Annotated in this window: 22 protein-coding genes and 3 pseudogenes; 16 read left to right on the top strand and 9 right to left on the bottom strand. The window is 70.2% G+C overall.

The window, feature by feature from the left end:
• Window positions 1-56: 56 nt before the first annotated feature.
• Together ACFY2A_RS25600 and ACFY2A_RS25595 are read left to right on the top strand one after the other, a co-directional pair.
• Window positions 57-1361, top strand: coding sequence for an aspartate aminotransferase family protein (locus ACFY2A_RS25600; protein ID WP_387175209.1), 1305 nt, complete (start codon window positions 57-59; stop codon window positions 1359-1361).
• Entirely contained in the window at window positions 1358-2848 is a 1491-nt protein-coding gene (locus tag ACFY2A_RS25595; protein WP_387175206.1) for a CoA-acylating methylmalonate-semialdehyde dehydrogenase, read from the top strand. Before ACFY2A_RS25600 ends, ACFY2A_RS25595 begins: the two co-directional genes overlap by 4 nt.
• On the opposite strand, the gene ACFY2A_RS25590 is transcribed toward ACFY2A_RS25595, so the two are convergent.
• A complete protein-coding gene (locus tag ACFY2A_RS25590; RefSeq protein WP_387175204.1) occupies window positions 2820-4184 on the bottom strand; it encodes an acyltransferase in 1365 nt (454 codons plus the stop codon). The genes ACFY2A_RS25595 and ACFY2A_RS25590 overlap by 29 nt on opposite strands.
• 310 nt (window positions 4185-4494) lie before the next feature.
• On the opposite strand from ACFY2A_RS25590, the gene ACFY2A_RS25585 reads away from it, so the two are divergent.
• The 5 genes from ACFY2A_RS25585 to ACFY2A_RS25565 are packed head-to-tail and all read left to right on the top strand — an operon-like array spanning window position 4495 to window position 9574.
• Window positions 4495-5457, top strand: a complete 963-nt coding sequence (locus ACFY2A_RS25585; RefSeq protein WP_363924006.1) for a MurR/RpiR family transcriptional regulator — start codon at window positions 4495-4497, stop codon at window positions 5455-5457.
• Window positions 5454-6203, top strand: a complete 750-nt coding sequence (locus ACFY2A_RS25580; protein ID WP_387175202.1) for a sugar isomerase domain-containing protein — start codon at window positions 5454-5456, stop codon at window positions 6201-6203. Before ACFY2A_RS25585 ends, ACFY2A_RS25580 begins: the two co-directional genes overlap by 4 nt.
• A 26-nt stretch (window positions 6204-6229) precedes the next feature.
• Window positions 6230-7633 (top strand): N-acetylglucosamine/diacetylchitobiose ABC transporter substrate-binding protein, encoded by a 1404-nt coding sequence (ngcE, locus tag ACFY2A_RS25575; protein WP_387175199.1) that lies wholly within the window; start codon window positions 6230-6232, stop codon window positions 7631-7633.
• A 23-nt stretch (window positions 7634-7656) separates the two neighbouring features.
• A complete protein-coding gene (locus tag ACFY2A_RS25570) occupies window positions 7657-8598 on the top strand; it encodes a carbohydrate ABC transporter permease (protein ID WP_093407322.1) in 942 nt (313 codons plus the stop codon).
• A 13-nt stretch (window positions 8599-8611) separates the two neighbouring features.
• Entirely contained in the window at window positions 8612-9574 is a 963-nt protein-coding gene (locus ACFY2A_RS25565) for a carbohydrate ABC transporter permease (protein WP_387175316.1), read from the top strand.
• A 92-nt stretch (window positions 9575-9666) separates the two neighbouring features.
• Here ACFY2A_RS25565 and ACFY2A_RS25560 read toward each other — a convergent pair whose 3' ends face one another.
• Window positions 9667-10362, bottom strand: a complete 696-nt coding sequence (locus ACFY2A_RS25560; protein ID WP_387175197.1) for an ArsR/SmtB family transcription factor — start codon at window positions 10360-10362, stop codon at window positions 9667-9669.
• Between the two features lie 64 nt (window positions 10363-10426).
• On the opposite strand from ACFY2A_RS25560, the gene ACFY2A_RS25555 reads away from it, so the two are divergent.
• Both ACFY2A_RS25555 and ACFY2A_RS25550 read left to right on the top strand, forming a co-directional pair.
• Window positions 10427-11089 carry a hypothetical protein gene (locus ACFY2A_RS25555; protein ID WP_387175195.1) on the top strand — a complete coding sequence of 221 codons (663 nt, stop codon included), beginning with the start codon at window positions 10427-10429 and terminating at the stop codon, window positions 11087-11089.
• Window positions 11086-11841 carry an isocitrate lyase/phosphoenolpyruvate mutase family protein gene (locus ACFY2A_RS25550; protein ID WP_387175193.1) on the top strand — a complete coding sequence of 252 codons (756 nt, stop codon included), beginning with the start codon at window positions 11086-11088 and terminating at the stop codon, window positions 11839-11841. The genes ACFY2A_RS25555 and ACFY2A_RS25550 overlap by 4 nt, the downstream gene beginning before the upstream one ends.
• A 128-nt stretch (window positions 11842-11969) precedes the next feature.
• Here the strand turns inward: ACFY2A_RS25550 and ACFY2A_RS25545 are convergent, their stop codons facing one another.
• Both ACFY2A_RS25545 and ACFY2A_RS25540 read right to left on the bottom strand, forming a co-directional pair.
• Window positions 11970-12716, bottom strand: a complete 747-nt coding sequence (locus ACFY2A_RS25545) for a class I SAM-dependent methyltransferase (protein WP_387175191.1) — start codon at window positions 12714-12716, stop codon at window positions 11970-11972.
• Window positions 12716-13282 (bottom strand): TetR/AcrR family transcriptional regulator, encoded by a 567-nt coding sequence (locus tag ACFY2A_RS25540; RefSeq protein WP_387175189.1) that lies wholly within the window; start codon window positions 13280-13282, stop codon window positions 12716-12718. The genes ACFY2A_RS25545 and ACFY2A_RS25540 overlap by 1 nt, the downstream gene beginning before the upstream one ends.
• 220 nt (window positions 13283-13502) lie before the next feature.
• Here ACFY2A_RS25540 and ACFY2A_RS25535 point away from each other — a divergent pair, with 220 nt between their 5' ends.
• Window positions 13503-14048 (top strand): hypothetical protein, encoded by a 546-nt coding sequence (locus tag ACFY2A_RS25535; RefSeq protein ID WP_387175187.1) that lies wholly within the window; start codon window positions 13503-13505, stop codon window positions 14046-14048.
• A 12-nt stretch (window positions 14049-14060) separates the two neighbouring features.
• Here the strand turns inward: ACFY2A_RS25535 and ACFY2A_RS25530 are convergent, their stop codons facing one another.
• Together ACFY2A_RS25530 and ACFY2A_RS25525 are read right to left on the bottom strand one after the other, a co-directional pair.
• Window positions 14061-14471, bottom strand: a complete 411-nt coding sequence (locus ACFY2A_RS25530; protein WP_387175185.1) for a VOC family protein — start codon at window positions 14469-14471, stop codon at window positions 14061-14063.
• On the bottom strand, window positions 14468-15253 hold the full coding sequence (locus tag ACFY2A_RS25525) for an ArsR family transcriptional regulator (protein WP_387175183.1): 786 nt from the start codon (window positions 15251-15253) through the stop codon (window positions 14468-14470). The genes ACFY2A_RS25530 and ACFY2A_RS25525 overlap by 4 nt, the downstream gene beginning before the upstream one ends.
• 76 nt (window positions 15254-15329) lie before the next feature.
• On the opposite strand from ACFY2A_RS25525, the gene ACFY2A_RS25520 reads away from it, so the two are divergent.
• From ACFY2A_RS25520 to ACFY2A_RS25510, 3 genes are all read left to right on the top strand, one after another.
• Window positions 15330-15638: a hypothetical protein gene (locus ACFY2A_RS25520; RefSeq protein WP_387175181.1), complete on the top strand. Its 309-nt coding sequence runs from the start codon at window positions 15330-15332 to the stop codon at window positions 15636-15638.
• Between the two features lie 232 nt (window positions 15639-15870).
• A complete protein-coding gene (locus ACFY2A_RS25515) occupies window positions 15871-16674 on the top strand; it encodes a CPBP family intramembrane glutamic endopeptidase (RefSeq protein WP_387175179.1) in 804 nt (267 codons plus the stop codon).
• A 79-nt stretch (window positions 16675-16753) separates the two neighbouring features.
• Window positions 16754-17131, top strand: a complete 378-nt coding sequence (locus ACFY2A_RS25510; protein WP_387175177.1) for a nuclear transport factor 2 family protein — start codon at window positions 16754-16756, stop codon at window positions 17129-17131.
• A gap of 54 nt (window positions 17132-17185) precedes the next feature.
• Here the strand turns inward: ACFY2A_RS25510 and ACFY2A_RS25505 are convergent, their stop codons facing one another.
• Window positions 17186-17794, bottom strand: a complete 609-nt coding sequence (locus ACFY2A_RS25505; protein ID WP_363924023.1) for a class I SAM-dependent methyltransferase — start codon at window positions 17792-17794, stop codon at window positions 17186-17188.
• 93 nt (window positions 17795-17887) lie between these two features.
• Between ACFY2A_RS25505 and ACFY2A_RS25500 the strand changes: the two are divergent.
• Both ACFY2A_RS25500 and ACFY2A_RS25495 read left to right on the top strand, forming a co-directional pair.
• A pseudogene (locus tag ACFY2A_RS25500) lies at window positions 17888-18086 on the top strand (transposase); the annotation flags it as partial.
• Between the two features lie 43 nt (window positions 18087-18129).
• Complete coding sequence (locus ACFY2A_RS25495) at window positions 18130-18537, top strand: RidA family protein (protein WP_387175175.1); 408 nt, start codon at window positions 18130-18132, stop codon at window positions 18535-18537.
• Window positions 18538-18557: 20 nt separating this feature from the next.
• On the opposite strand, the pseudogene ACFY2A_RS25490 reads toward ACFY2A_RS25495, so the two are convergent.
• Both ACFY2A_RS25490 and ACFY2A_RS25485 read right to left on the bottom strand, forming a co-directional pair.
• Window positions 18558-18872 (bottom strand): annotated as a pseudogene (locus tag ACFY2A_RS25490) (IS5/IS1182 family transposase); the annotation flags it as partial.
• Window positions 18860-19180, bottom strand: a pseudogene (locus ACFY2A_RS25485) (winged helix-turn-helix transcriptional regulator); the annotation flags it as partial. The pseudogenes ACFY2A_RS25490 and ACFY2A_RS25485, both read right to left, overlap by 13 nt.
• 114 nt (window positions 19181-19294) lie before the next feature.
• Here ACFY2A_RS25485 and ACFY2A_RS25480 point away from each other — a divergent pair.
• Complete coding sequence (locus tag ACFY2A_RS25480; RefSeq protein ID WP_363924180.1) at window positions 19295-19708, top strand: DUF4440 domain-containing protein; 414 nt, start codon at window positions 19295-19297, stop codon at window positions 19706-19708.
• Window positions 19709-19997: the final 289 nt, after the last annotated feature.

Raw genomic sequence — 19997 nt, 5'->3', positions numbered from 1 at the left:
TTGTCCCGGCAGTGACGGTGGTGAAAGCGTGCGGGAACGCGACCGAAGGGGCGACGATGACCGCCGACGACCTGCTGGCCCGGCACCGGGCCGTGCTCCCGTCCTGGATGACGCTCTACTACGCCGAGCCGATCGAACTCGTCAGTGGCCAGGGGCGGCGGGTCACCGACGCGCGTGGCCGCACCTACCTGGACTTCTTCGGCGGGGTGCTGACCAACTCGCTCGGCTACGACATCGCCGAGGTCCGCGAGGCGGTACAGCGGCAACTGGCCACCGGGATCGTGCACACCTCGACGCTGTACCTGATCCGCCAGCAGGTCGAGCTGGCCGAGAAGGTGGCGCGGCTGTCCGGCATTCCCGACGCGCGGGTCTTCTTCACCAACTCCGGCAGCGAGGCCAACGAGGCGGCGTTGCTTGTCGCCACGAATCACCGGCGTTCGCACCAGATCCTCGCGGTGCGTAACAGCTACCACGGCCGCACGTACGCGACCATGGGCGCGACCGGTAACCGCACCTGGTCGCCGACGTCGATCAACCCGCTCCAGGTGGCCTGGTTGCACTCCGGTGACCGGCTGCGTGGCCTGCTGGCCCGGCTGCCGGAGGCCGACCGGGTCGAGGCGGCGGTGGAGGATCTGCGTGAGGTGCTCGCCACGCAGACCAGCGGGGACGTGGCCTGCCTCATCGCCGAGCCGATCCAGGGCGTGGGCGGCTTCGTGCACGGCCCCGACGGTCTCTTCGCCGCCTGGCAGAAGGTCCTCGACGAACACGGCATCCTGCTCATCTCCGACGAGGTGCAGACCGGCTGGGGGCGCACCGGCGAGCATTTCTGGGGCTACCAGGCCCACGGTGTCACCCCGGACCTGCTCACCTTCGCCAAGGGCATCGGCAACGGGTTCGCGTTGGCCGGTGTCGTCGGCCGGGCGGAGGTGCTGGACTCGGTGTCGGGGATCAGCTTCTCCACCTTCGGCGGCAATCCGCTGTCCACCGCCGTCGGCAACGCGGTGCTGGACTACCTCCTGGAGCACGACCTGCAGGCCAACGCCGCGCGGGTCGGCCGCATCCTCGGCGACGGCCTGCGCGCGGCGCTCGCCGACCTGGACCGGGTCGGTGAGGTCCGTGGCAAGGGCCTGATGCTCGGCGTCGAGTTCGTCCACCCGGGCACCGGCGAGCCCGACGCGGCGCTGGCCACGCGGGTCTTCGAGGCGTGCCGGGAGGGCGGCCTGCTGACCGGCAAGGGCGGGCTGTACGGCAACGTGCTGCGGATGGGACCGCCGTTGACGTTGACCGAGGAGGAGGCCCGGGAGGGCCTGGCCATCCTGGTCGACGCGATCCACTCCGGCGTGGCGGAGGCAACCTCATGAACCTCATCGGGCATTTCGTCGACGGCAAGCGCACCGGTGGCACCTCGACCCGGCGCGGCGACGTGTTCGACCCGGCCACCGGCCGGCGTACCGCGCAGGTCGAGCTGGCCTGCGCCGCGGACGTCGCGGCAGCGGTCGAGGTGGCCGAGCGCGCGGCCCGCACCTGGCGCGACGCGTCGCTGGCGAAGCGGACGGCGGTGCTGTTCGCCGTCCGTGAGCTGGTGCACGCCCGGCGGGACGAACTGGCCGCGCTGATCACCGCCGAGCACGGCAAGGTGCTCGCGGACGCTGCCGGGGAGGTGCAGCGCGGCCTTGAGGTCATCGAGTACGCCTGCGGCATCCCCTCGGCGCTGCGCGGCGGCTTCAGCGAGAACGTCTCCACCGAGGTCGACTCCTACAGCCTGCGGCAGCCGCTCGGGGTGGTCGCGGTGGTCAGCCCGTTCAACTTCCCGGTGATGGTCCCGCTTTGGTTCGTCCCGGTGGCGGTGGCCGCCGGCAACACGGTGGTGCTCAAGCCCAGCGAGAAGGACCCGAGCGCCGCGTTGCTGCTGGCCGAACTGTTCGTCGAGGCCGGCCTGCCCGACGGGGTGTTCAACGTAATCAACGGCGACGCCGAGGCGGTGGACGCGCTGCTCGACCATCCGGTGGTCCGGGCGGTGTCGTTCGTCGGCTCCACCCCGGTCGCCCGGCACGTGTACCGGCGCGGCACGGCGGCCGGTAAGCGGGTGCAGGCGCTCGGCGGGGCGAAGAATCACATGGTGGTGCTGCCCGACGCCGATTTGGACCTGGCCGCCGACGCGGCGGTCAACGCCGGGTTCGGCTCGGCGGGGGAGCGGTGCATGGCGATCTCGGCGCTGGTCGCCGTGGAGCCGGTCGCCGACGAACTGGTGGCCCGGATCGCCCGCCGGATGGCCGGGCTGCGTACCGGCGACGGGCGGCGTGGCTGCGACATGGGGCCGCTGGTCACGGCCGCGCACGCGGCCCGGGTGCGCTCCTACGTCGAGGCGGGCGTGGCCGCCGGGGCGGTGCCGGTGGTCGACGGGCGGGACGTGACCGTCGACGGCGACCCGGACGGTTTCTGGCTCGGGCCGACCCTGTTCGACCGGGTCACCCCGCAGATGTCGATCTACACCGACGAGATCTTCGGGCCGGTGCTGTCGGTGCTACGGGTCGACTCGTACGACGAGGCGGTGGCCCTGGTCAACGCCAACCCGTACGGCAACGGCACGGCGATCTTCACAAACGACGGCGGTGCCGCCCGGCGCTACCAGCACGAGGTGGAGGTCGGCATGATCGGCGTGAACGTGCCCGTTCCGGTGCCGATGGGGTACTACTCGTTCGGTGGCTGGAAGTCGTCGCTCTTCGGTGACCTGCACGCCCACGGTGCCGACGGTGTCGCCTTCTTCACCCGGGGCAAGGTGGTCACCAGCCGGTGGTTGGACCCGCGCCACGGCGGGGTCAATCTCGGCTTCCCCACCCAGACCTGAGCAGGCGCAGGGTGCCCGCGCCGGCCAGGTAGGCCACCAGCGCGGCCACCGGCCATCCGAGCGGCTCCGGTGCGGTCTTGGCCGCCGCGCCGTTGGCGGCCAGGGCGTACCCGACGGCGGCGTATCCGGCGATGGTGAGCGCGGCGCGGGCACCCGTCCGCCTGGCCGGCGCTCTCAGGTGCCGGGGGCGACCGGTGGACGCCTCGATCGGACCGAAGATGGCGACCAGGACGGCCAGCACCACCGCCAGCATCAGCACCCACGGCACCCGCCAGGCCAGCCAGGCCGTCGTACCGGCCTCCGGCGTGGGGAGCAGGCCGAGCCCGTGCAGCGCACCGACGAGCAGCACGGCCGCGCTCAGGTGCCACAGGAAGACCGTCAGCACGACCGAGTTGACGGCGATCACCGCCTGCCACGGGCGGTCGCGGTGCAGCCACCGTTCCGCCCGTTCCCGCAGCAGTAGGATCAGCCCGAGCTGGGCGGTGGCGACCGCGAGCAGTGCCACGCTGGGTGGGGCGGCGTTCGCCAGCCGCTGACCGGGAAGATTGATCATGCTTATCGGGTACGGGCCGGGGACGGTGAGCAGCACCGCCACGGCGAGGCCGCCGAGCAGCATGGCACCCGCGGCCCGGCGGGACATCGGCAGGCACCGGGTGCGCAGGCCGGCCGAACCGCAGTGCCCCCGGCGGGCGTCGTACCAGGCGAAGCCGAGCTGGTGGACGGCGAGCCAGCCCAGCAGGTAGTTGGGCAGGGCCAGGCCGGCCGGCCCGAGCGCGCGGCCCAGGTCACCGGCGGCGACCAGCAGTACCAGCGCCAGCGGCACCAGCAGCCCGAGGCGTCGGTGCAGCGCGTACATGACCGGGGTCAGCGGCACCACGGCCAGGTAGGCGGCGAGAAACCACAGCGGAATGGTGGCGAACCAGACGACCGGGCGAACCTCGTCCGGCTGGGCGCCGCCCAGTCGGGCCACCAGCGCGCCACCGGCGAGCACCAGCACCAGGGCGCTGGTCGGGCGCAGCAGGCGGGCGCTGCGGCCGAGCAGCCAGCCGATCGCGTCGCCACCACGGCGCTGGTGGGCTGCCAGCGAGGCGGCGTTGGCGTACCCGCCGACCAGGAAGAAGACCGGCATGACCTGGACCGCCCAGGTCAGCGGGTACGCCCAGGGCAGGGCGGTCAGCGCCGAGTGCCCGTCGGGTCGTCCGCTCTCGTCGTACTCGACCGCCGCTATCGCCCAGTGCCCGAGGACCACCAGGACGATGGCCAGCGCCCGGAGCAGGTCGAGGTAGCGCTCCCGGTCTGGCGGCGTGCGGGCGGCGAGGCGGGCCAGGCGGCGCATCCTCCGAGCCTAGGCCGCGTTTCACGGGACCGTGCCGGGCTCCACCGGTGAGCCTCAGGGAACGCGGCCGGGGGTCAGCCCCGGTGGGGTCGGGCCGGTAACGGCGGGGCCGGCCCGACCCCACCGCACCCCTGCGGTCCGGCTGGCGTTCGTGCTGGTCACGGCATTGATTCCGGCCACGGTGGGGGGTCGGCGGCGGCTTGTGCGCCAGGTAACAGTTTGAAAACTTCGCCCACAGTCTTGACACGGAGGGGGCTTTAGTAAGAACTTTTACCACTAACAGTTAACAGTCTTTTCCGAAAGGCGCCTCATGGTTGATCACGAGTCGGACACCTCCGCGGGCACCGCGGTGGCCGACGCCGACGGGATCGACCGACGGGGTGCCCTCGGCGTCGCCTCCGACGGGACACTGGCCCGGGTCCGCACCGGCGCCGCCGAACTGACCGGCGCGCTGCGCCGGGTCGCCGAGCACGTGCTCAGCGACCCGGAGGCGGCGGCCCGCGCCACCATCGTGGAACTGGCCGAACGCAGCGGCACCTCGCCGGCCACGGTCACCCGGTTCTGCCGGGCGATGGGTTTCGACGGCTACGCCGACCTGCGGCTGGGTATCGCCGCCGAGACCGGCCGGGCCCGCTCGGCCGGCTGGACCGTCGACATCGGCCGGGAGATCCAGCCCAGCGACCCGCTGGAGCGGGTGCTGGAGCAGATCATGGCCGCCGACACCCGGGCGATGCACGACACCGCCGCCCTGCTCGACCTGACCGAGGTGGAACGGGCCGCCGTCGCCATCGCCGGAGCCGAACGGGTGAACATCTTCGGTGCCAGCGGCAGCGCGCTGGTCGGCGAGGAGATGCAGTTCAGCCTGCACCGCATCGGCGTGGCCGCGTGGGCCTGGAACGACGTGCACTCCGGGCTGGCCGCCGCCGCGCTGCTGCGTCCCGGCGACGTCGCGCTGGGCATCTCGCACAGCGGGCAGACCCGCGAGGCCATCGAGATGCTCGCCGAGGGCGGCAGCCGGGGCGCCACCACCATCGCGCTCACCGGATTCCGCCGGTCGCCGCTGGCTGAACTGGCCGACATCGTGCTGCTCACCGCCAGCCAGGCCACCACGTTCCGGCCGGACGCGCTGTCGGCCCGGCACCCCCAACTGGTCGTCCTCGACCTGCTCTACATCGCCGTCGCCCAGCGCACCCACGACCGCGCCCACGCGGCCTTCCGGCGTACCGCCCAGGCCGTCGACGGGCACAAGGCCGCGAGGGAGGCCAGCGCATGATCAGCGCCCAGGGGTACGCCGACGCGGTCCGGCCGGTCCTCGACCGGCTGGTCGAGCGGGGATCCGAGTCGCTGGGCCGGGCCGCCGATCTGATCGCCGCCAGCCTGCGCGACGGTGGGGTGTTGCAGACGTTCGGCGCCGGGCACTCGGAGGCCTTCGCCGCCGAACTGGTCGCCCGGGCCGGCGGGCTGGTACCCACCAACCGGATCTCCCTGCACGACCTGGTGCTGCACGGCGGCGTCTCGCATCAGGTGCTCGCCGACCCGAAGCTGGAGCGTGACCCGGCCGTCGCGCACCAGCTCTACGCGATCGCCGCACCCCAGCCGCAGGACGTTTTCGTGGTGGCGTCCCAGTCCGGCATCAACGGTTCGGTGATCGAACTGGCCCTGCTGGCCACCGGACGCGGTCACCCGTTGATCGCGGTCACCTCGGTCGAGCACACCGGACGGGTGACCCCGCGGCACCCCTCCGGCCGGCGGCTCGTCGATCTCGCCGACGTCGTGCTGGACAACGGCGCGCCGTACGGTGACGCACTGCTGCCGCTCGAGGGCGGCGGCGCGGTCTGTGCGGTCTCCTCGGTCACCTCGGCGCTGCTGGCGCAGCTGCTGACCGCGGAGGTCGTACGACGGTTCCACCAGGCCGGAGAGGTGCCCCCTATCTACCTCTCCGCCAACGTCCCCGGTGGGGACGAGCACAACCTCGCCCTCGAGTCGCGGTACGCCGGGAGACTCCGGCGCACCGCCTGACCCGACATCACAAGGAGAGTCTCACGATGTCTGTTACCCCCGATCTCGACCGCCGGACCCTGCTGCGCCGCGCGGCGGCCGCGGGCCTCCTGGTGACCCCGGCCGCCGGTCTGCTCAGCGCCTGCGCCGGCAGCACGCCGAGCCAGAACGACGACAACGCCGGGGAGAAGAGCAACGACAACCCCTTCGGCGTGCAGGACGGCAGCGCCGTGAAGGTGGTCATCTTCAACGGTGGGTTGGGTGATGCCTGGGCCAAGGAGGACCAGGCGATCTTCAACGCCAAGTACCCGAACGTCACCGTCAACATGAGCTCCACCCAGAAGATCAAGACCGAAGAGCAGCCCAAGATGGCGACGCAGCCCAGCGACGTCGTCATGAACTCCGGCGCCGACATGATGGACATCAGCACCCTGGTCAACGAGGGCGCCATCGAGCCGCTGGACGACCTGCTCGCCGCCCCGGCCTGGGACGGCGAGGGCACCGTCGGGGACAGCCTGTTGCCGGGCACCGTCGGTGACGGCACCTACCAGGGCAAGTTCTTCGTGGTGAACGTGGCCTACACGGTCTGGGGCAACTGGTACAACTCGGTGCTGTTCGACAAGGAGGGCTGGACGCCGCCGAAGACCTTCGACGACTTCTTCGCCCTCGCCCCGAAGATCAAGGCCAAGGGCATGGCCCCGTACGTGTACGACGCCGTGCACGGCTACTACCCGCGCTGGGCGCTGATGGCGACGGTCTGGAAGTCCGCCGGCAAGCAGGCCGTCATCGACATCGACAACCTCAAGGAGAACGCCTGGCGTGCCGAGGGCGTCCTGCCGGCGCTGGAGGCGTGGGAGAAGCTGGTCAAGGACAAGCTGCTGCTGCCCGGCAAGCTCGACCACACCCAGTCGCAGCAGGCCTGGCTCGACGGCAAGGCGGCCTTCATCCAGGTCGGCACCTGGCTGAAGAACGAGATGGCGGCGACCATCCCGCCGGGCTTCGAGATGAAGATCTCCGACTACTGGGGCCTGGGTGCCACCGACAAGGCGCCAAACGACGTCTACGCCGGTGCCGGCGAGGGCATCGTCGTTCCGGCCAAGGCGCCGAACAAGGCCGCGGCCAAGGAGTTCCTGCGCGCGGTGCTCTCCAAGGCCGGTTCGGCGAAGTTCGCCGAGCTGACCAAGTCGCTGGCGTCGACCAAGGGCTCCGGTGACAACGTGCAGGACGCCGCCCTCGCCAGCGCCAACGAGCTGATGAAGAACGCCAGCTCGGACCTGATCTCGATCAAGCTCTGGAACTTCTACGCCGACCTGGACAAGGAGAGCCAGAACCTGTCCGCCGAGTTGATGGCCGGCCGGTTGACCGCCGCGCAGTTCGTCGACAAGATGCAGGCCGCCGCCGACAAGGTCGCCAAGGACTCGTCGATCACCAAGCAGACCCGCGACGCCTGATCCGAACGGAAAGAGTGAGTCCCATGCGGCACGGTGTTGCGCGTTTCGTCACGGGTTTCCTGGCCCTGCCGGTCGGGCTGTACCTCTTCTACGTGGTGTGGCCCTTCCTGCAGGCGGCCGGGTACTCGCTGACCGACTGGGGAGGTTACTCCGACAGGCAGCAGTTCGTCGGGCTGGACAACTACCTCCGGCTCTTCTCCGACGAGCTGATCAGGAAGGCGTTCTGGCACAACGTCTTCTTCCTGATCACCGTGCCGCTGTTCACCATCGCGCTGGCCCTGTTCCTCGCGTTCCTGCTCAACGTGGGCGGACGCGAGGACAAGGCCGGCATCCGGGGAGTGTTCGGCTCCGGTCTCTACAAGGTGATCTTCTTCTTCCCGCAGGTGCTGTCCCTGGTCGTCATCGCGGTGATGTGGCAGCAGATCTACCGCGCTGACGGCCAGGGCCTGATCAACGGCATGCTGATGAAGATCGGGCTGGTCAGCGAGGACGACCCGATCACCTTCATGTACGACCCGGAGCCCTTCCTCGGCGTACCGGCGGTGCTGTGGTGGCTGCTGCTGATCGCGGTCTGGAGCGGCGCCGGTTTCTACATGGTGCTCTTCTCCGCGGCCATGCAGTCCATCCCGAAGGACGTCTACGAGGCGGCCATCCTGGACGGTGCCGGCCGATTCCACACCTTCTTCCGGATCACCCTGCCGCTGCTGCGGGACACCGTCTCGGTGGCCTGGGTCTACCTGGGCTTCATCGCCCTGGACATGTACGCCCTGGTGTTCGTCATGACGCCCAGCCAGGGTGGCCCCAACCACGCCAGCGAGATCTTCGCGTCGGTGTTGAACTTCACCGCCTTCCAGAAGGGCCAGTTCGGCTACGCCTGCGCCATGGGCGTGGCACTGGCGATCTTCACCATCCTGCTGGCCGCCCTCCAGCTGAGGATCACCCGTCGTGAGCGGATCGAGTACTGAGGAGACCTGGACGATGAGCACGGTGACCCACACCCCGGGTGGCCTGGCCGGCCCCGACCAGACTCCACCACCGGGCCGTACGCCGGCACAGCGCGCCGCCGTCGGCGGCGGCCGGGCCGGTGCACGGTTCTTCAACGGCTTCTCGCACCTGTTCCTCGCCGTCTGGGCGATCATGGTGGTCTACCCGCTGCTGTGGGTGGTGATGTCGGCGCTCAAGACCGACTCCGAGGTCATCCGCAAGCCGCTGTCGCTGATCCCCGAGCAGTTGCAGTGGGACAACTTCGCCCGGGCCTGGACCGAGGGGCACATCGGGTCGTTCTTCCTCAACACCATCCTGGTGCTTACCGGCAGCGTCTTCCTCACCATGCTGCTCGGCTCGATGGCCGCCTACGTGCTCGCCCGCTACGAGTTCCCCGGCAACCGGCTGATCTACTACATGTTCCTGTCCGGGCTGACCCTGCCGATCTACCTCGCTGCGGTCCCGCTGTTCAAGGGCGTCTACAACACCGGCGTGGTGCTGCCGTTCCTCGGCCCGAACAGCCACCTCATGCTGATCCTGGTCTACGTGGCCTGGTCGCTGTCGTTCACCGTCTTCTTCATGCACTCGTTCTTCCGTACCCTGCCCAACGCGATCGCCGAGGCGGGCATGGTCGACGGCGCGTCGCACAGCCGGCTGTTCTTCAGCGTGATGCTGCCGATGGCCAAACCGGGCCTGATCAGCATCGGCATCTTCAACGTCCTCGGCCAGTGGAACCAGTGGTACCTGCCGACCCTGCTGATGCAGTCGGTGGCCGGCGAGCCGAAGAACCAGGTCATCTCCCAGGGCCTGATCGAGCTGTCGGTCAACCAGGGCTACCGCTCCGACTGGTCCGGCCTGTTCGCCGGGGTCACCATGGCGATGCTGCCGGTGCTCATCGTCTACATCGTCTTCCAGCGTCAGGTGCAGTCCGGCCTCACCGCCGGCGTCAGCAAGTAACCACCGGCACACCGCCGCGCAGGACGTGCTCGGTCCGGGAACCAACGGCCTCCACCCGAGTTCGACCGGTCCCGGACCGAGCCCGCGGCACGTCAGTCGAGGGTGATCCCCAACTGGTCGCGCAGGGCCGCCTGCCCGGCAGCGGTGAGGCGTACGGCGCGGCCGGACCCGATGCGTACCACCCACCCGTGGCCGAGAAACCGCTCGCACAGTTTCGCGCCGACCAATCCGCCGAGGTGCTCCCGCCGTTCCGTCCAGTCGAGGCAGCCCCGGACCAGCGGCCGGCGGCCCGGCCGGGGCTGCGCCGGATCCCAGCCGAGCAGGTCGATCAGCCAGGACCGGCCGGTCGGGGTGAGCGCGAAGCCGCCGCCGCAGTCCAGCAGCCCCCGCCCGATCATCGCCTCGGTCACCGCCACACCGAGCCGTCCGGCCAGGTGGTCGTAGCAGGTACGGCCCCGGCGCAGGGCCGCGCTGGCGGTGGCCGCCCGCAGACCACCGGTCCGGGCGGGACGCGGTTCGAACCGGGCCGACAGGTCCTCCAACAGTTGCGCCACCGAGGGGTCGGCGAGCTGCACGTACCGGTGCCGGCCCTGGCGCCGCTGGACGAGCAGGCCGCCCTCGACGAGGCGGTGCAGGTGACCGGTGGCGGTGGAGGGCGCGACACCCGCGTGTGCGGCGAGTTCGCTCGCGGTCCACGCCCGGCCGTCGAGCAGCGCGAGGCAGATTCCCGCACGGGTCTCGTCGGCCAGCAGCGCCGCGAGCCCGGCGAGGTCGGCAGCGGAGGTCACCGACCCATTGTCGGGTACGACAGTTCGGCGCTCACCGAAGGATCGTGGCCGTAGCCTTCGCCGCATGCAGGAGATACACGGCCGCGAGGCCGCCCTCGCGGTGCTTACCGACCCGACGTTCGTCGTGCCGCCCGTCCCACCCGCGTCCACCGGCGTCGCCTGGCTGCGCGCCACGGTGGGCCGGTTCAGTTCGGGCATCGAGTACGAGCGGCGGCGCGGGTTGTCCGTCGCGATCCTGGACGCGATCCCGCTGGAGCCGCTACGCCATGCCGGTGGCTCCCACCCGGTGGCGGTCCTGGCCCACCGGCTGGGAGTCACCCATCCCGTGGTGGAGTTGATCCGCGACGTGGCGCAGGCGTACCAGCCCGGCACCGGTGACGAGTCGCGGGCCGACACTGCCGTGCACCGGTTGGTGGCGCTCTTCGGCGGCAGGTTCGACGAACCGGCCGCCGCCCGCATCGGCGTGCTCGTCCAGGCCTGCGAGGCAACGGCCGTCCTGATCGACCGGACCCGGCACCGTCGCGTCGACGAGGTGCTGCGCGACGATCCGCCGGTGCCGGCGACCAGGCGGCAGGCGACGGTCACCGCCACCGTGGCCGGCATGACCGTCGAGGCCGGTGAGGTCGTGCGGGTGCCACTGGCCGGTGATCTGGCCTTCGGTGCGGGACCTCGGCGCTGCCCCGGCCGCGCCCACGCGCTCGCGCTGGTGGCCGGAGCACGCGGATGAGCGGCTTCGCGGCGCTGCACCGCGTCGGCGACCCGCTGGTTCTGCCGAACGTCTGGGACCTTGCGTCGGCCCGGTTCCTGGTCGAGGCCGGGTTCGCCGCGCTCGGCACCACCAGCCTCGGCGTCGCGGCCGTCAACGGCCTGCCCGACGGCGCGGCCGTCACCGGGGGCGCGACCCTGTCGCTCATCCGCCGGCTGGCGGCGCTGCCGGTACACCTCACCGCCGACCTCGAGACCGGATCGGTCGCCGCGGCGGTCGCGGTGGCCGAGGCCGGCGCGGTGGGCGTCAACCTGGAGGACGCCATGGGTCCGGCGCCGGAGCACGCGGAACTGATCCGGTCGGTGAAGCGGGAGGTACCGGGGCTGTTCGTCAACGCCCGTACCGACACGCACTGGCAGCGTCCCGGCGACCTGACGGAGGCGGTCAACCGGATCCAACGCTACGCCGACGCCGGTGCGGACGGCGTCTTCGTCCCCGGTCTGGCCGAGCCCGCCGACATCGCGGCGGTGGTGGCCGCCGTCGACGTACCGGTCAACATCCTGTTCCTGCCGGACCGGCACACCGTGGCCGCCCTGGCCGAGCTGGGTGTGCGGCGGGTCAGCACCGGTTCTCTGCTGTTCCGGGCGGCCCTGGCCGCCGTCGTGGACACCGCGACAGCGGTACGCGCGGGGCACGCCGTACGCCCCGACCTCCCGTCGTACGCCCGGGTGAACGTCGAGTCCGGCGAGCGCGTCGCCCGGGACGTCCCCTGACGGCGCCAGCCCGGCGGTCGCAGAGGGGCCAGCGGACGTCTCATCTCACGGCGGGACGACCTTCGGCGAGGTGCTTGAAGGTGCGGAGCTGCCGTGGGGCCATGACCGTGCTCGGTCACTCCCACCGGTCAGCGAGCATCGGTCCCTCGTCCGGCCCGGCCCAGCACCAGCGTGGTGCGCAGGTCGAGCGTCACGGTGCCGCCGAACTCGTCGACCAGCCGGCCGAGCACGGTCAAACCGCGTTGCTGCTGCTCCGGCGAGCGGGTCAGGAACGGCCCGAAGGTCCGGACCAGGGCGAGGTAGCGTTCCTTGGCCAGGGGCAGTTCGTGGCCGAAGACCTCCGTGCGGACGTCGAGAAACTGCCCGTGCTCGACGACGTCCTGATGGAACCAGTCCGCCGGCCGTTCCCGTACGGTCGGGTCGATCGCGCGCAGTGCGGCGCCGATCGCCGCTCGTTGGTCGGGCTCGACGTAGTCGTATCGATGCCCAAAGATCGCCAGGGTGCCGCCCGGCGTGAGTGCCTGCCGGGCGCGCGCGTTGCGGGTGGCCGGGTCCAGCCAGTGCCAGGCCATGGCGCAGGCCAGCACGTCGACCCCACCGGCGGGTGGCACCCACCGTTCGAAGGTGTCGCCGTGGATGCGTACCTGGGGAAGTCGCGTGGCCAGCAGCGCTGCCATCCGCGGATCGGGGTCGAGGCAGGTCATGGGTGCGCCGATCCGGGCGAGCACGTCGGTTCCCTTGCCGGTGCCGGCGCCGATCTCGACCACGGACGCCGGAGTTCCGCCGTGGTAGGTGACAACCCGATCGGCGATCTCGGGCGGGTAGCCCGGCCGGACGGTCTGGTACAGGTCGGCGGCCGGCCCGAAGACGTCCATCACCGCACTCCTTCCGGTCGCGACGTCGCATACGCGTCGCGTAAGGAGTCGATCGCGGCCTGGCTGCCCCCACTCAGGTCGATGCCCAACGCCTGGAGCATCACCACCAACGCGCCGAGCGCGAGCGTCCCCCGCAACTCCTGCGGTCCGGCGGTGGACAACCGCCCGGCGTGGTCCAGAATCCGGCCGACCACGGCCCGACAGTGCGCCGCGACCGCCTCGTCGGAGCGGGCCGCCGCGCAGGCCTGCAACCACAGGCCGGTGATGACGCCGTCGGCGATCAGCGTCCGGAAGTCGGCACGCATCGCCGGCAGCGGGTCATCCGGATGTTGGGACGCCGCCTCGTGCAACACCCGCCGGATCCGGGCCTCCAACTCGTCCAGGCAGGCCAGGAAGAGGTTACGCTTAGTGCCGAACAACCGGAAGACGTACGGCTGTGACACGCCCATCTGGTCGGCCACCTGCTGTATCGAGGCTGTGGTCAGCCCGTGGTCCGCGAAGACCCGCATGCCGATGTCGATCGCGTCCGCACGCCGCCGTCGGGCCGTGCTCCGTTGTTCCACCACAGCCGGAGCCTGACACTAGTAACCACTTACAAACAAGACCGGGGCGGCCGGCCTCGCCGTCGTCAACACCGCAGTCGGCGTGCTGATCCATCGGGGCGTCCTGCTGATCGTCCGGCAACGACGGCATTCGTGATCGCCGGTCCACCCTCGGATCCGTGGGCCAGCTCACGGCGCCCGTGGCCGGCAACGGGCGCCTGAAGCTCATCACTACCCTGCGGGGATGGGCGTCGATGAGCGGTTGCGGCGAATCCGAGGCTGGCTGTGGATCGTGGTGGTGGGCCTGTTTCTGAGCGGAGTCACCGCGTTTCCTCTGGAGATCGAGGTGCGCTGGCTGCTGCGGGCGGCCGACCCGTTCGCCGAGCAGTTCCCGGCTCTGGTCGGCTGGATCGAGCGGGTCCACGTCGGACTTGTCGAAACCGGGGACCGGTACCCGTTCATGCGGTACGGGACCGACTGGCTCGCCTACGCCCACCTGGTGCTGGCCGTGGCGTTCTGGGGGCCGCTACGCGACCCGGTGCGCAACGTCTGGGTGGTCCAACTTGGCATGATCGCCTGTGTCGGGATCGTGCCGCTGGCGCTGATCTGCGGGCCGCTGCGGGAGATCCCGTGGTTCTGGACGGTGGTGGACCTGTCCTTCGCCGTCGGGGCGTTCCCGCCGTTGTGGTTCGCGTACCGGCACATCCGGGCGATCGAGTTGCAGCAGGCCGAACCGGCGGGATCGACCCGCTCGTCGACCCCCGAGACCGCCGGGCCGGCCCGCCCGTGACAGTGGTTCCGCTCAGGACGTGGCCGTTGCGCCGGCGGCGAGGCGGCGGGCGGGTTGGAACAGTTCGATCAGGTTGCCGGCCGGGTCGGTGAGCAGGATCTGGCGTCCGCCCGGGCCGCTTACCACCTCGCTGCGGAACGACACTCCGCCGCGACGGAGTCGATCGATCTCGACGTCCAGGTCGTCGACGACGAGGTGGATGCGGTTGCGGCCGGCGGTGGCGACGTCGGTGGGGGTGGCACGCGCGCCGGAGCTGGCCGGCCCGGACAGCAGCAGCCGTAGCGGGCCGCGTACCACGTCGGCGAAGGCGGGGGCGGCGCTGGTGTGCAGGGTGAACCCGAGATGCGTGGTGTAGAAGTCGACGGCGGTGCAGACGTCGTCGACCAGGTAGCGGACGCTCGCGTACTGGGTGGGCTCTGTCATGGCCGGATCTCCTTCGTGGGCGGGGCAGCGGTGAGCACGGGTAGCAGATGTCTGACGCGGATGTCGATGTCGTTCGCGGCGCGTTGGAAGGCGGGGTAGTCGGCGTCGGTGGCGTCGACGGTCGTGGCGGGCTCGGGAATGCTCCAGTGGACCCGTCGGGGCTCGTGGGCGAACTCGGGGCAGACCTCGCGGGCCTTGTCGCACAGGGTGATCACGTAGTCGTACCGGCGGCGGGTGACCGTGTCGAGGTGCCGGGGCCGCTGCCCGGCGACGTCGACACCGAAGCTGTCGTGCAGTACGCGTACGGCGTGTGGATGCAGGCTCGACCTGGGCCGGGTGCCGGCACTGACCACCCTGACCTCGCCGCCGGAGCGGTGGTGCAGCAGCGCCTCGGCGATCGGTGAGCGGGCGCTGTTGCCGGTGCACACGAAGAGCACACCGAGCTTCCGCGAGTGCCGCTGATCCGCCGGGGGAGGCGCCGTCCCCCCGAGCAGCGCGGGATGCAGGGCCCTGCCGGCATCGGCCAGCGCGTGTGCACAGGAGTCCAGATCGAGGTGGTAGTAGCTGTCACGGCCGTCGAAGCTGCTGCGCGAGGCAGTGACGAGCCCGCCGTCACGCAGTAGTCGGAGGTGGTAGGAGACCAGGTTCTGCGGCTCGCCGACCAGCGCCACCAACTCCCGGACGCGGTGGTCGCCGGTCGCCAGCTCGGTCAACAGTCGCCAGCGCAGCGGATGGGCGGCCAGGTGCAGGAACGCTGGGGTGGTACGGCTCGATGACGCCACGACCCGACTTTACATCAAATCTATTTGATGGGTTGCCTGAACTGCCGGTGTCGGCGTCGCTCGTCCGCTCAGCAGCGTGACGGACTGGGCGCTGGCCAACCTGCACCGGCCCATCACCGTGGCCGACCTCGTGCGGCAGGCGGTGCAGTCCACCCGAACCCGCGACGAGGTCGAGCCGATCGAATCGGTGCGGCAGTTGCGGGACGCGATGGTGCGCTCCGGCAACGAGTGCGTGCTCATTGAGTACGAACACGCCGGACACGGATTCCACTACCCCAGCGGCGGCAGGCACTTCGACGACGTGATCGATGCCACGGCGCTGTTCCTCCTCGACCGGATCGCGACGGAACGACCGGCAGGACCGTTTGACCACCGAGAGCCCTGACCAGGTCGTCCCGCCGCCCCTGCGAATGGCTCACCAGTGGCAACGCGTCATATCTCCGCCCGCAGAATGTCATGGTCAGGTGGTGACCTGGCGGCACTTTCCGGAGTAAGCGGTGCGCGCTGCAATGGATGACATGCCCACCACGCGACTGACCCCGGAGCAGTCTCGGCAAGCGGTCGACAACTCCCGCCCCTTCGGTGCCCACCTGCGGATGAGCTGGTGAAAACCGCTCGTGGTCATCGTTGTGCCGCCGTTGGCGATGCTGATCCTGCAGGTTCTGCTCTACCAGGTGGTCGGCATCATCGAGGGCAGCGACGACCCGATGGCCCCCACCTTCACGCCGCTGAAGTTCCTGGCCGTCAATGTGAGTGTGGGCGTAGCCGGCGTACTGGCGATCCTGCTCCTGACCCGGATCGCCAAGGTGCCCTGGCGCAGCCTGATCAGCGCACCGCGAGCGTTCGACGCACGCCGCCTGGTGCGATACCTGATCGGCGCGGCGCTGCTGGTGTCGGCCGGGATCGCTGTCGTGGCGCTGGTCGCACCCGCCGCGCCGGGCTGGACCAGCTTCGGTGTCACCGGCACGACGATCGCCATGCTGGTGATCGTCATGCGGAGCACCCCGATCCAGGCCACTGGTGAGGAGTTGATGTTCCGCAGCGCCGTGCTGCCCGCCGCCGCGTCCTGGCTGCGTCCGGTTCGCGCGGCCCTGGTCGTCGGGCTCGTGGTCTCCAGCCTGGGTTTCGCCGTGGTGCACGGGTCAACCGACCCCTGGCTGTTCGGCTACTACGCCGTGTTCGGCATCTCGACCGGGCTGATGGCGATCATCAGCCGCGGCATCGAGGCGCCGGTGGCGTTCCACGTCGCCAACAACGTCCTGTTCACGACCGTCAACACGGTGATGGCGGGCGGCGAGGGCTTCGCGATCGACAGGTCCACCGACACCGGCGACGCGTCTCTGCTGATCCTCGCCGTCGTCAACGTCGGCATGGTGGTGCTCGTCTGGCTGCGCGAGCGACGAACCGGGGCCCGGGGCTGACCTCGCTTTCAGTCCGGCACAGCGGAACTTTTCGGCGCATCCCGTCGCCAGGCGAGCCCCCAATGGCATGGTGTTGTCCATGGACAGGAAGCAGGTCGCCGACTGGATCGCTGCCTACGAGCAGGTGTGGCGGACGCCGGGCACGCAGGTGCTGGTCACGCTCTTCACCGAGGATGCAAGCTATCAGCAGGGGCCGTACTGGACGCCCGTCGTTGGCCTGCCGGCCATCGCCCAGATGTGGGACCAGCAGCGCAAAGGCCCAGACGAGGTGTTCCAGATGACCACGGAGATCGTCGCGGTCGATGGCGACACCGCGGTGTCGCGCCAGGAGGTCCGCTACGGCGACCCGGTCGAGCAGGAGTACCGCGACCTTTGGATCATGCGATTCGCGGACGACGGACGTTGTCGCTCGTTCGAGGAGTGGCCGTTCTGGCCGGGCCAGCAGCCGGCCACCTGATCGAAGCGGCCGGCCCGCCGGCATCGTCCAGATGTCGGGCTCTGCGCGGTGGGATCAGGTGGCGCTTGCGGCGATGGCCGCGTACCGGCGGTCCGGGCGGTCCGGGGACTGCTGTCGCAGGCGCTGGAGTTCGGTGAACCCGGCCTTGGCCAGGCGGACGGAGAACTCGTTGGCCGGCCAGCGGTACGCGGTGAGGACCTTGTGGTCGAACTCGGCCACCTCGTCGTCGCTGTCGAAGAAGCCGATCACCAACCTCCCGGAGGGGGTCAGCATCCGGCGGAACTCGGTGAGCGCGTGGTCCAGTTTCGGTGGCGGCAGGTGAATGGTCGAGTACCAGGAGAGGATGCCGGCCACCGAATGGTCGGGGATGTCCAGTTCGGTCATCGAGCCGAGCCGGAACACCGGCCCGGGAAAGTTCGCTCGGGCGTGGTCGATGAACTCGGGAACCAGGTCGATGCCGGTCACGTCGGCGCCGAGCGAATGCAGGTAGGCGGTCCAGTGGCCGGGGCCGCAACCGAGGTCGAGCACCGTGCCGTGCAGACCGGCAAGGTGGCCCCGGATGAGAGCCGTGTCGTCCAAGTGGGCCTGCCCGCCACCATCGAGCAGCGCGATGTACTGCGCTGACATGGACGAATAGGCATCACGCACCGGCTGGTTGCTCACGGCGACACCTTAGAGCGCGTTTGGGTTGTGGGTTGGTTGGGCGTGTCGCACAGCCGGTCCGATCGATGAGCCTGACTGGGCCGGTAGACGGGCATGGATCGAATGCGGCGGTACCCGTCTGATCTGACTGATGCCGAGTGGGAGATCGTGGAGCCGATGCTGCCGTCGCCGCAGTGGATGGGCAAACCGGAGAAGCGCTCCGCCGGGCGGTCGTCGACGGCGTCCTGTATGTAGTGCGGACCGGGTGCGCGCGTGGCGGTACCTGCCGGTGGACTTGCCGCCCTGGCAGACCGGGTAATCCCACCGATCGGCGAATCTTCCGGAAGGAGCGCACCATGGCCGTCTCGTTCGTCAATCCCGAAGGACTACCGGCAACCGACCTGTACCGTCACGTCGCGGTCGCGACCGGCGCGAAGCAGGTCTTCATCGCCGGCCAGGTGGCCGTCGACGCGGACGGGGGCACGGTCGGCGCCGGAGACCTCGCCGCGCAGGTCGAGCAGTGCTACCTCAACGTCGCCAAGGCCCTGGCCGGGGTCGGTGGGTCCTTCGGTGATGTGGTACGCCTCACCGTGTACCTCGTCGACTGGACCCCGGACAAGATGACGCCGTTGATCGACGGCATCACCCGGGCCGCCGCGAAACTCGAAGTCACTCCGGTCCCGCCGTTCACCGGGCTGGGCGTCAGCGCCCTCGCCGGCCCCGACTACCTCGTCGAGGTCGAGGCCACCGCCGTCATGGACTGAGGGCGCGTTTCACATTGCTGTCAGTCAGGTGTGTTGAAGGTGCGGCATTGGTGGCGGGTGGCGGGTTCGCCTCGTGTGAGACGGCGGAGCATGCCGCCGAGGGCGGCCCATCGGATCATGGCCTCGGACGTGCTGGGGTAGGTCTCGTAGTCGCGGGCCAGGCGGCGGTGGGCGGTGATCCGGGCCAGGGTTCGCTCCCCGACCCAGCGGCGGGGGTGTACGACGAAGCCGCGCTGGTCGGCGGGTTTGCGGACGATCTCGACGGTGGTGCGCAGCAGGTCGCGGACCCAGTTGACGAGGCGGCCGGCGAAGCCGGTGTCGGCGAAGACATGCCGCTGGGGCCGCGTTGTGCTGAGGTTTCGCGGAGAAGCGCGTCTCCGGTCCGGTAAAGCTCGATCAGTAGTGGCTTGAGCGTCTGGCCGGCGACGGTGAGCCGGTAGACGGTGTGGGAAGGGAAGCCCTTCTGACGGTGCCACTCGATCAGGTCGTTCATCGCCAGCCTGGCCAGCCTCTCGCTCAGGACCTTCGCGCTCAGCGCTGGCAACGCGGCCCGCAGTTGGCCGAACGAGCGGGGTCCGTGCATCAGTTCTCGCAGGAGCAGCGTCGTCCATCGGCCGCCGACAACAGCAAGCGCAACTTCCACGGGACAGGTGGGCTCGGGATGTCTTGTCTCGCCGCGGGTGTCCGGGACCAGATCACGATCCCAGCCGCTGCTTACCGTTTGGTTACCTGCGGCGGGCTCGGTTTGACTGGCCGCATGAGCGCCGACTTCAGCATCCATCCCGACAGTGTCCCGTTGACCGACGACGTCAGCCAGCATCCCTGGGTCTTCGCTCGGGCCTTCAATACCGGTGATGCCGCTGTTGTCGAGCAGGTCTACGAACCGGAGGGCGTCTTTGTCGCCGAGCCGGGCCAAGCGGTCACCGGTGCGGCCAGGGCGGCGGCCAACGAACGCTTCCTCGATCTGGGTCTGCCGATCGACATTCGTCCACGGCACGTCTACGTGGCCGACGATATCGCCCTACTGATCGTCGACTGGACGATCGACGGCCGGGGCGCCGACGGGCAGCCCGTGCACCTGGAAGGCACCGCTACCGACGTGGCACGCCGCGGCCCTGACGGCCGCTGGCGGTACGTCATCGACAATCCATTCGGCACCGCGAGGTTGTAGGCCGACGCCGACGCCCTGCCACAGCCGCTGACCGTACGTCGCGAGGTGTGGCCGGCTTCGAACGGCAAGGCATCGTCGTCGGGCACCCGCCGCCCAGCGCGGCCCGGACGCGGCCGAGATCAGCGTGTCGGTGGGATCCCTCATCCGGCCGCTACGCGTCGTCACGGTCGGCCGCGACCGGATGAGCCTGTCTTAGGGACGTCTCGTAACTCCGTCGGCCGTCCATGATGGATCATGTCGGGGTGCAGGTGATCTCGGTAGCCCGCCAGGAGTGGATTTTCCCGTTCAC

The organism is Micromonospora sp. NPDC000442 (genome assembly GCF_042898635.1).
In the GTDB taxonomy this organism is placed as follows: domain Bacteria; phylum Actinomycetota; class Actinomycetes; order Mycobacteriales; family Micromonosporaceae; genus Micromonospora.
This window is presented reverse-complemented; position numbering and strand designations above follow the sequence as displayed.

Bases quoted from the DNA above. Each gene is read 5' to 3' on its own strand.
- ACFY2A_RS25600 (WP_387175209.1), top strand. From the start codon at position 57: ATGACCGCCGACGACCTGCTGGCCCGGCACCGGGCCGTGCTCCCGTCC.
- ACFY2A_RS25595 (WP_387175206.1), top strand. From the start codon at position 1,358: ATGAACCTCATCGGGCATTTCGTCGACGGCAAGCGCACCGGTGGCACC.
- ACFY2A_RS25590 (WP_387175204.1), bottom strand. From the start codon at position 4,184: ATGCGCCGCCTGGCCCGCCTCGCCGCCCGCACGCCGCCAGACCGGGAG.
- ACFY2A_RS25585 (WP_363924006.1), top strand. From the start codon at position 4,495: ATGGTTGATCACGAGTCGGACACCTCCGCGGGCACCGCGGTGGCCGAC.
- ACFY2A_RS25580 (WP_387175202.1), top strand. From the start codon at position 5,454: ATGATCAGCGCCCAGGGGTACGCCGACGCGGTCCGGCCGGTCCTCGAC.
- ngcE (WP_387175199.1), top strand. From the start codon at position 6,230: ATGTCTGTTACCCCCGATCTCGACCGCCGGACCCTGCTGCGCCGCGCG.
- ACFY2A_RS25570 (WP_093407322.1), top strand. From the start codon at position 7,657: ATGCGGCACGGTGTTGCGCGTTTCGTCACGGGTTTCCTGGCCCTGCCG.
- ACFY2A_RS25565 (WP_387175316.1), top strand. From the start codon at position 8,612: ATGAGCACGGTGACCCACACCCCGGGTGGCCTGGCCGGCCCCGACCAG.
- ACFY2A_RS25555 (WP_387175195.1), top strand. From the start codon at position 10,427: ATGCAGGAGATACACGGCCGCGAGGCCGCCCTCGCGGTGCTTACCGAC.
- ACFY2A_RS25550 (WP_387175193.1), top strand. From the start codon at position 11,086: ATGAGCGGCTTCGCGGCGCTGCACCGCGTCGGCGACCCGCTGGTTCTG.
- ACFY2A_RS25545 (WP_387175191.1), bottom strand. From the start codon at position 12,716: ATGGACGTCTTCGGGCCGGCCGCCGACCTGTACCAGACCGTCCGGCCG.
- ACFY2A_RS25535 (WP_387175187.1), top strand. From the start codon at position 13,503: ATGGGCGTCGATGAGCGGTTGCGGCGAATCCGAGGCTGGCTGTGGATC.
- ACFY2A_RS25530 (WP_387175185.1), bottom strand. From the start codon at position 14,471: ATGACAGAGCCCACCCAGTACGCGAGCGTCCGCTACCTGGTCGACGAC.
- ACFY2A_RS25510 (WP_387175177.1), top strand. From the start codon at position 16,754: ATGGACAGGAAGCAGGTCGCCGACTGGATCGCTGCCTACGAGCAGGTG.
- ACFY2A_RS25495 (WP_387175175.1), top strand. From the start codon at position 18,130: ATGGCCGTCTCGTTCGTCAATCCCGAAGGACTACCGGCAACCGACCTG.
- ACFY2A_RS25480 (WP_363924180.1), top strand. From the start codon at position 19,295: ATGAGCGCCGACTTCAGCATCCATCCCGACAGTGTCCCGTTGACCGAC.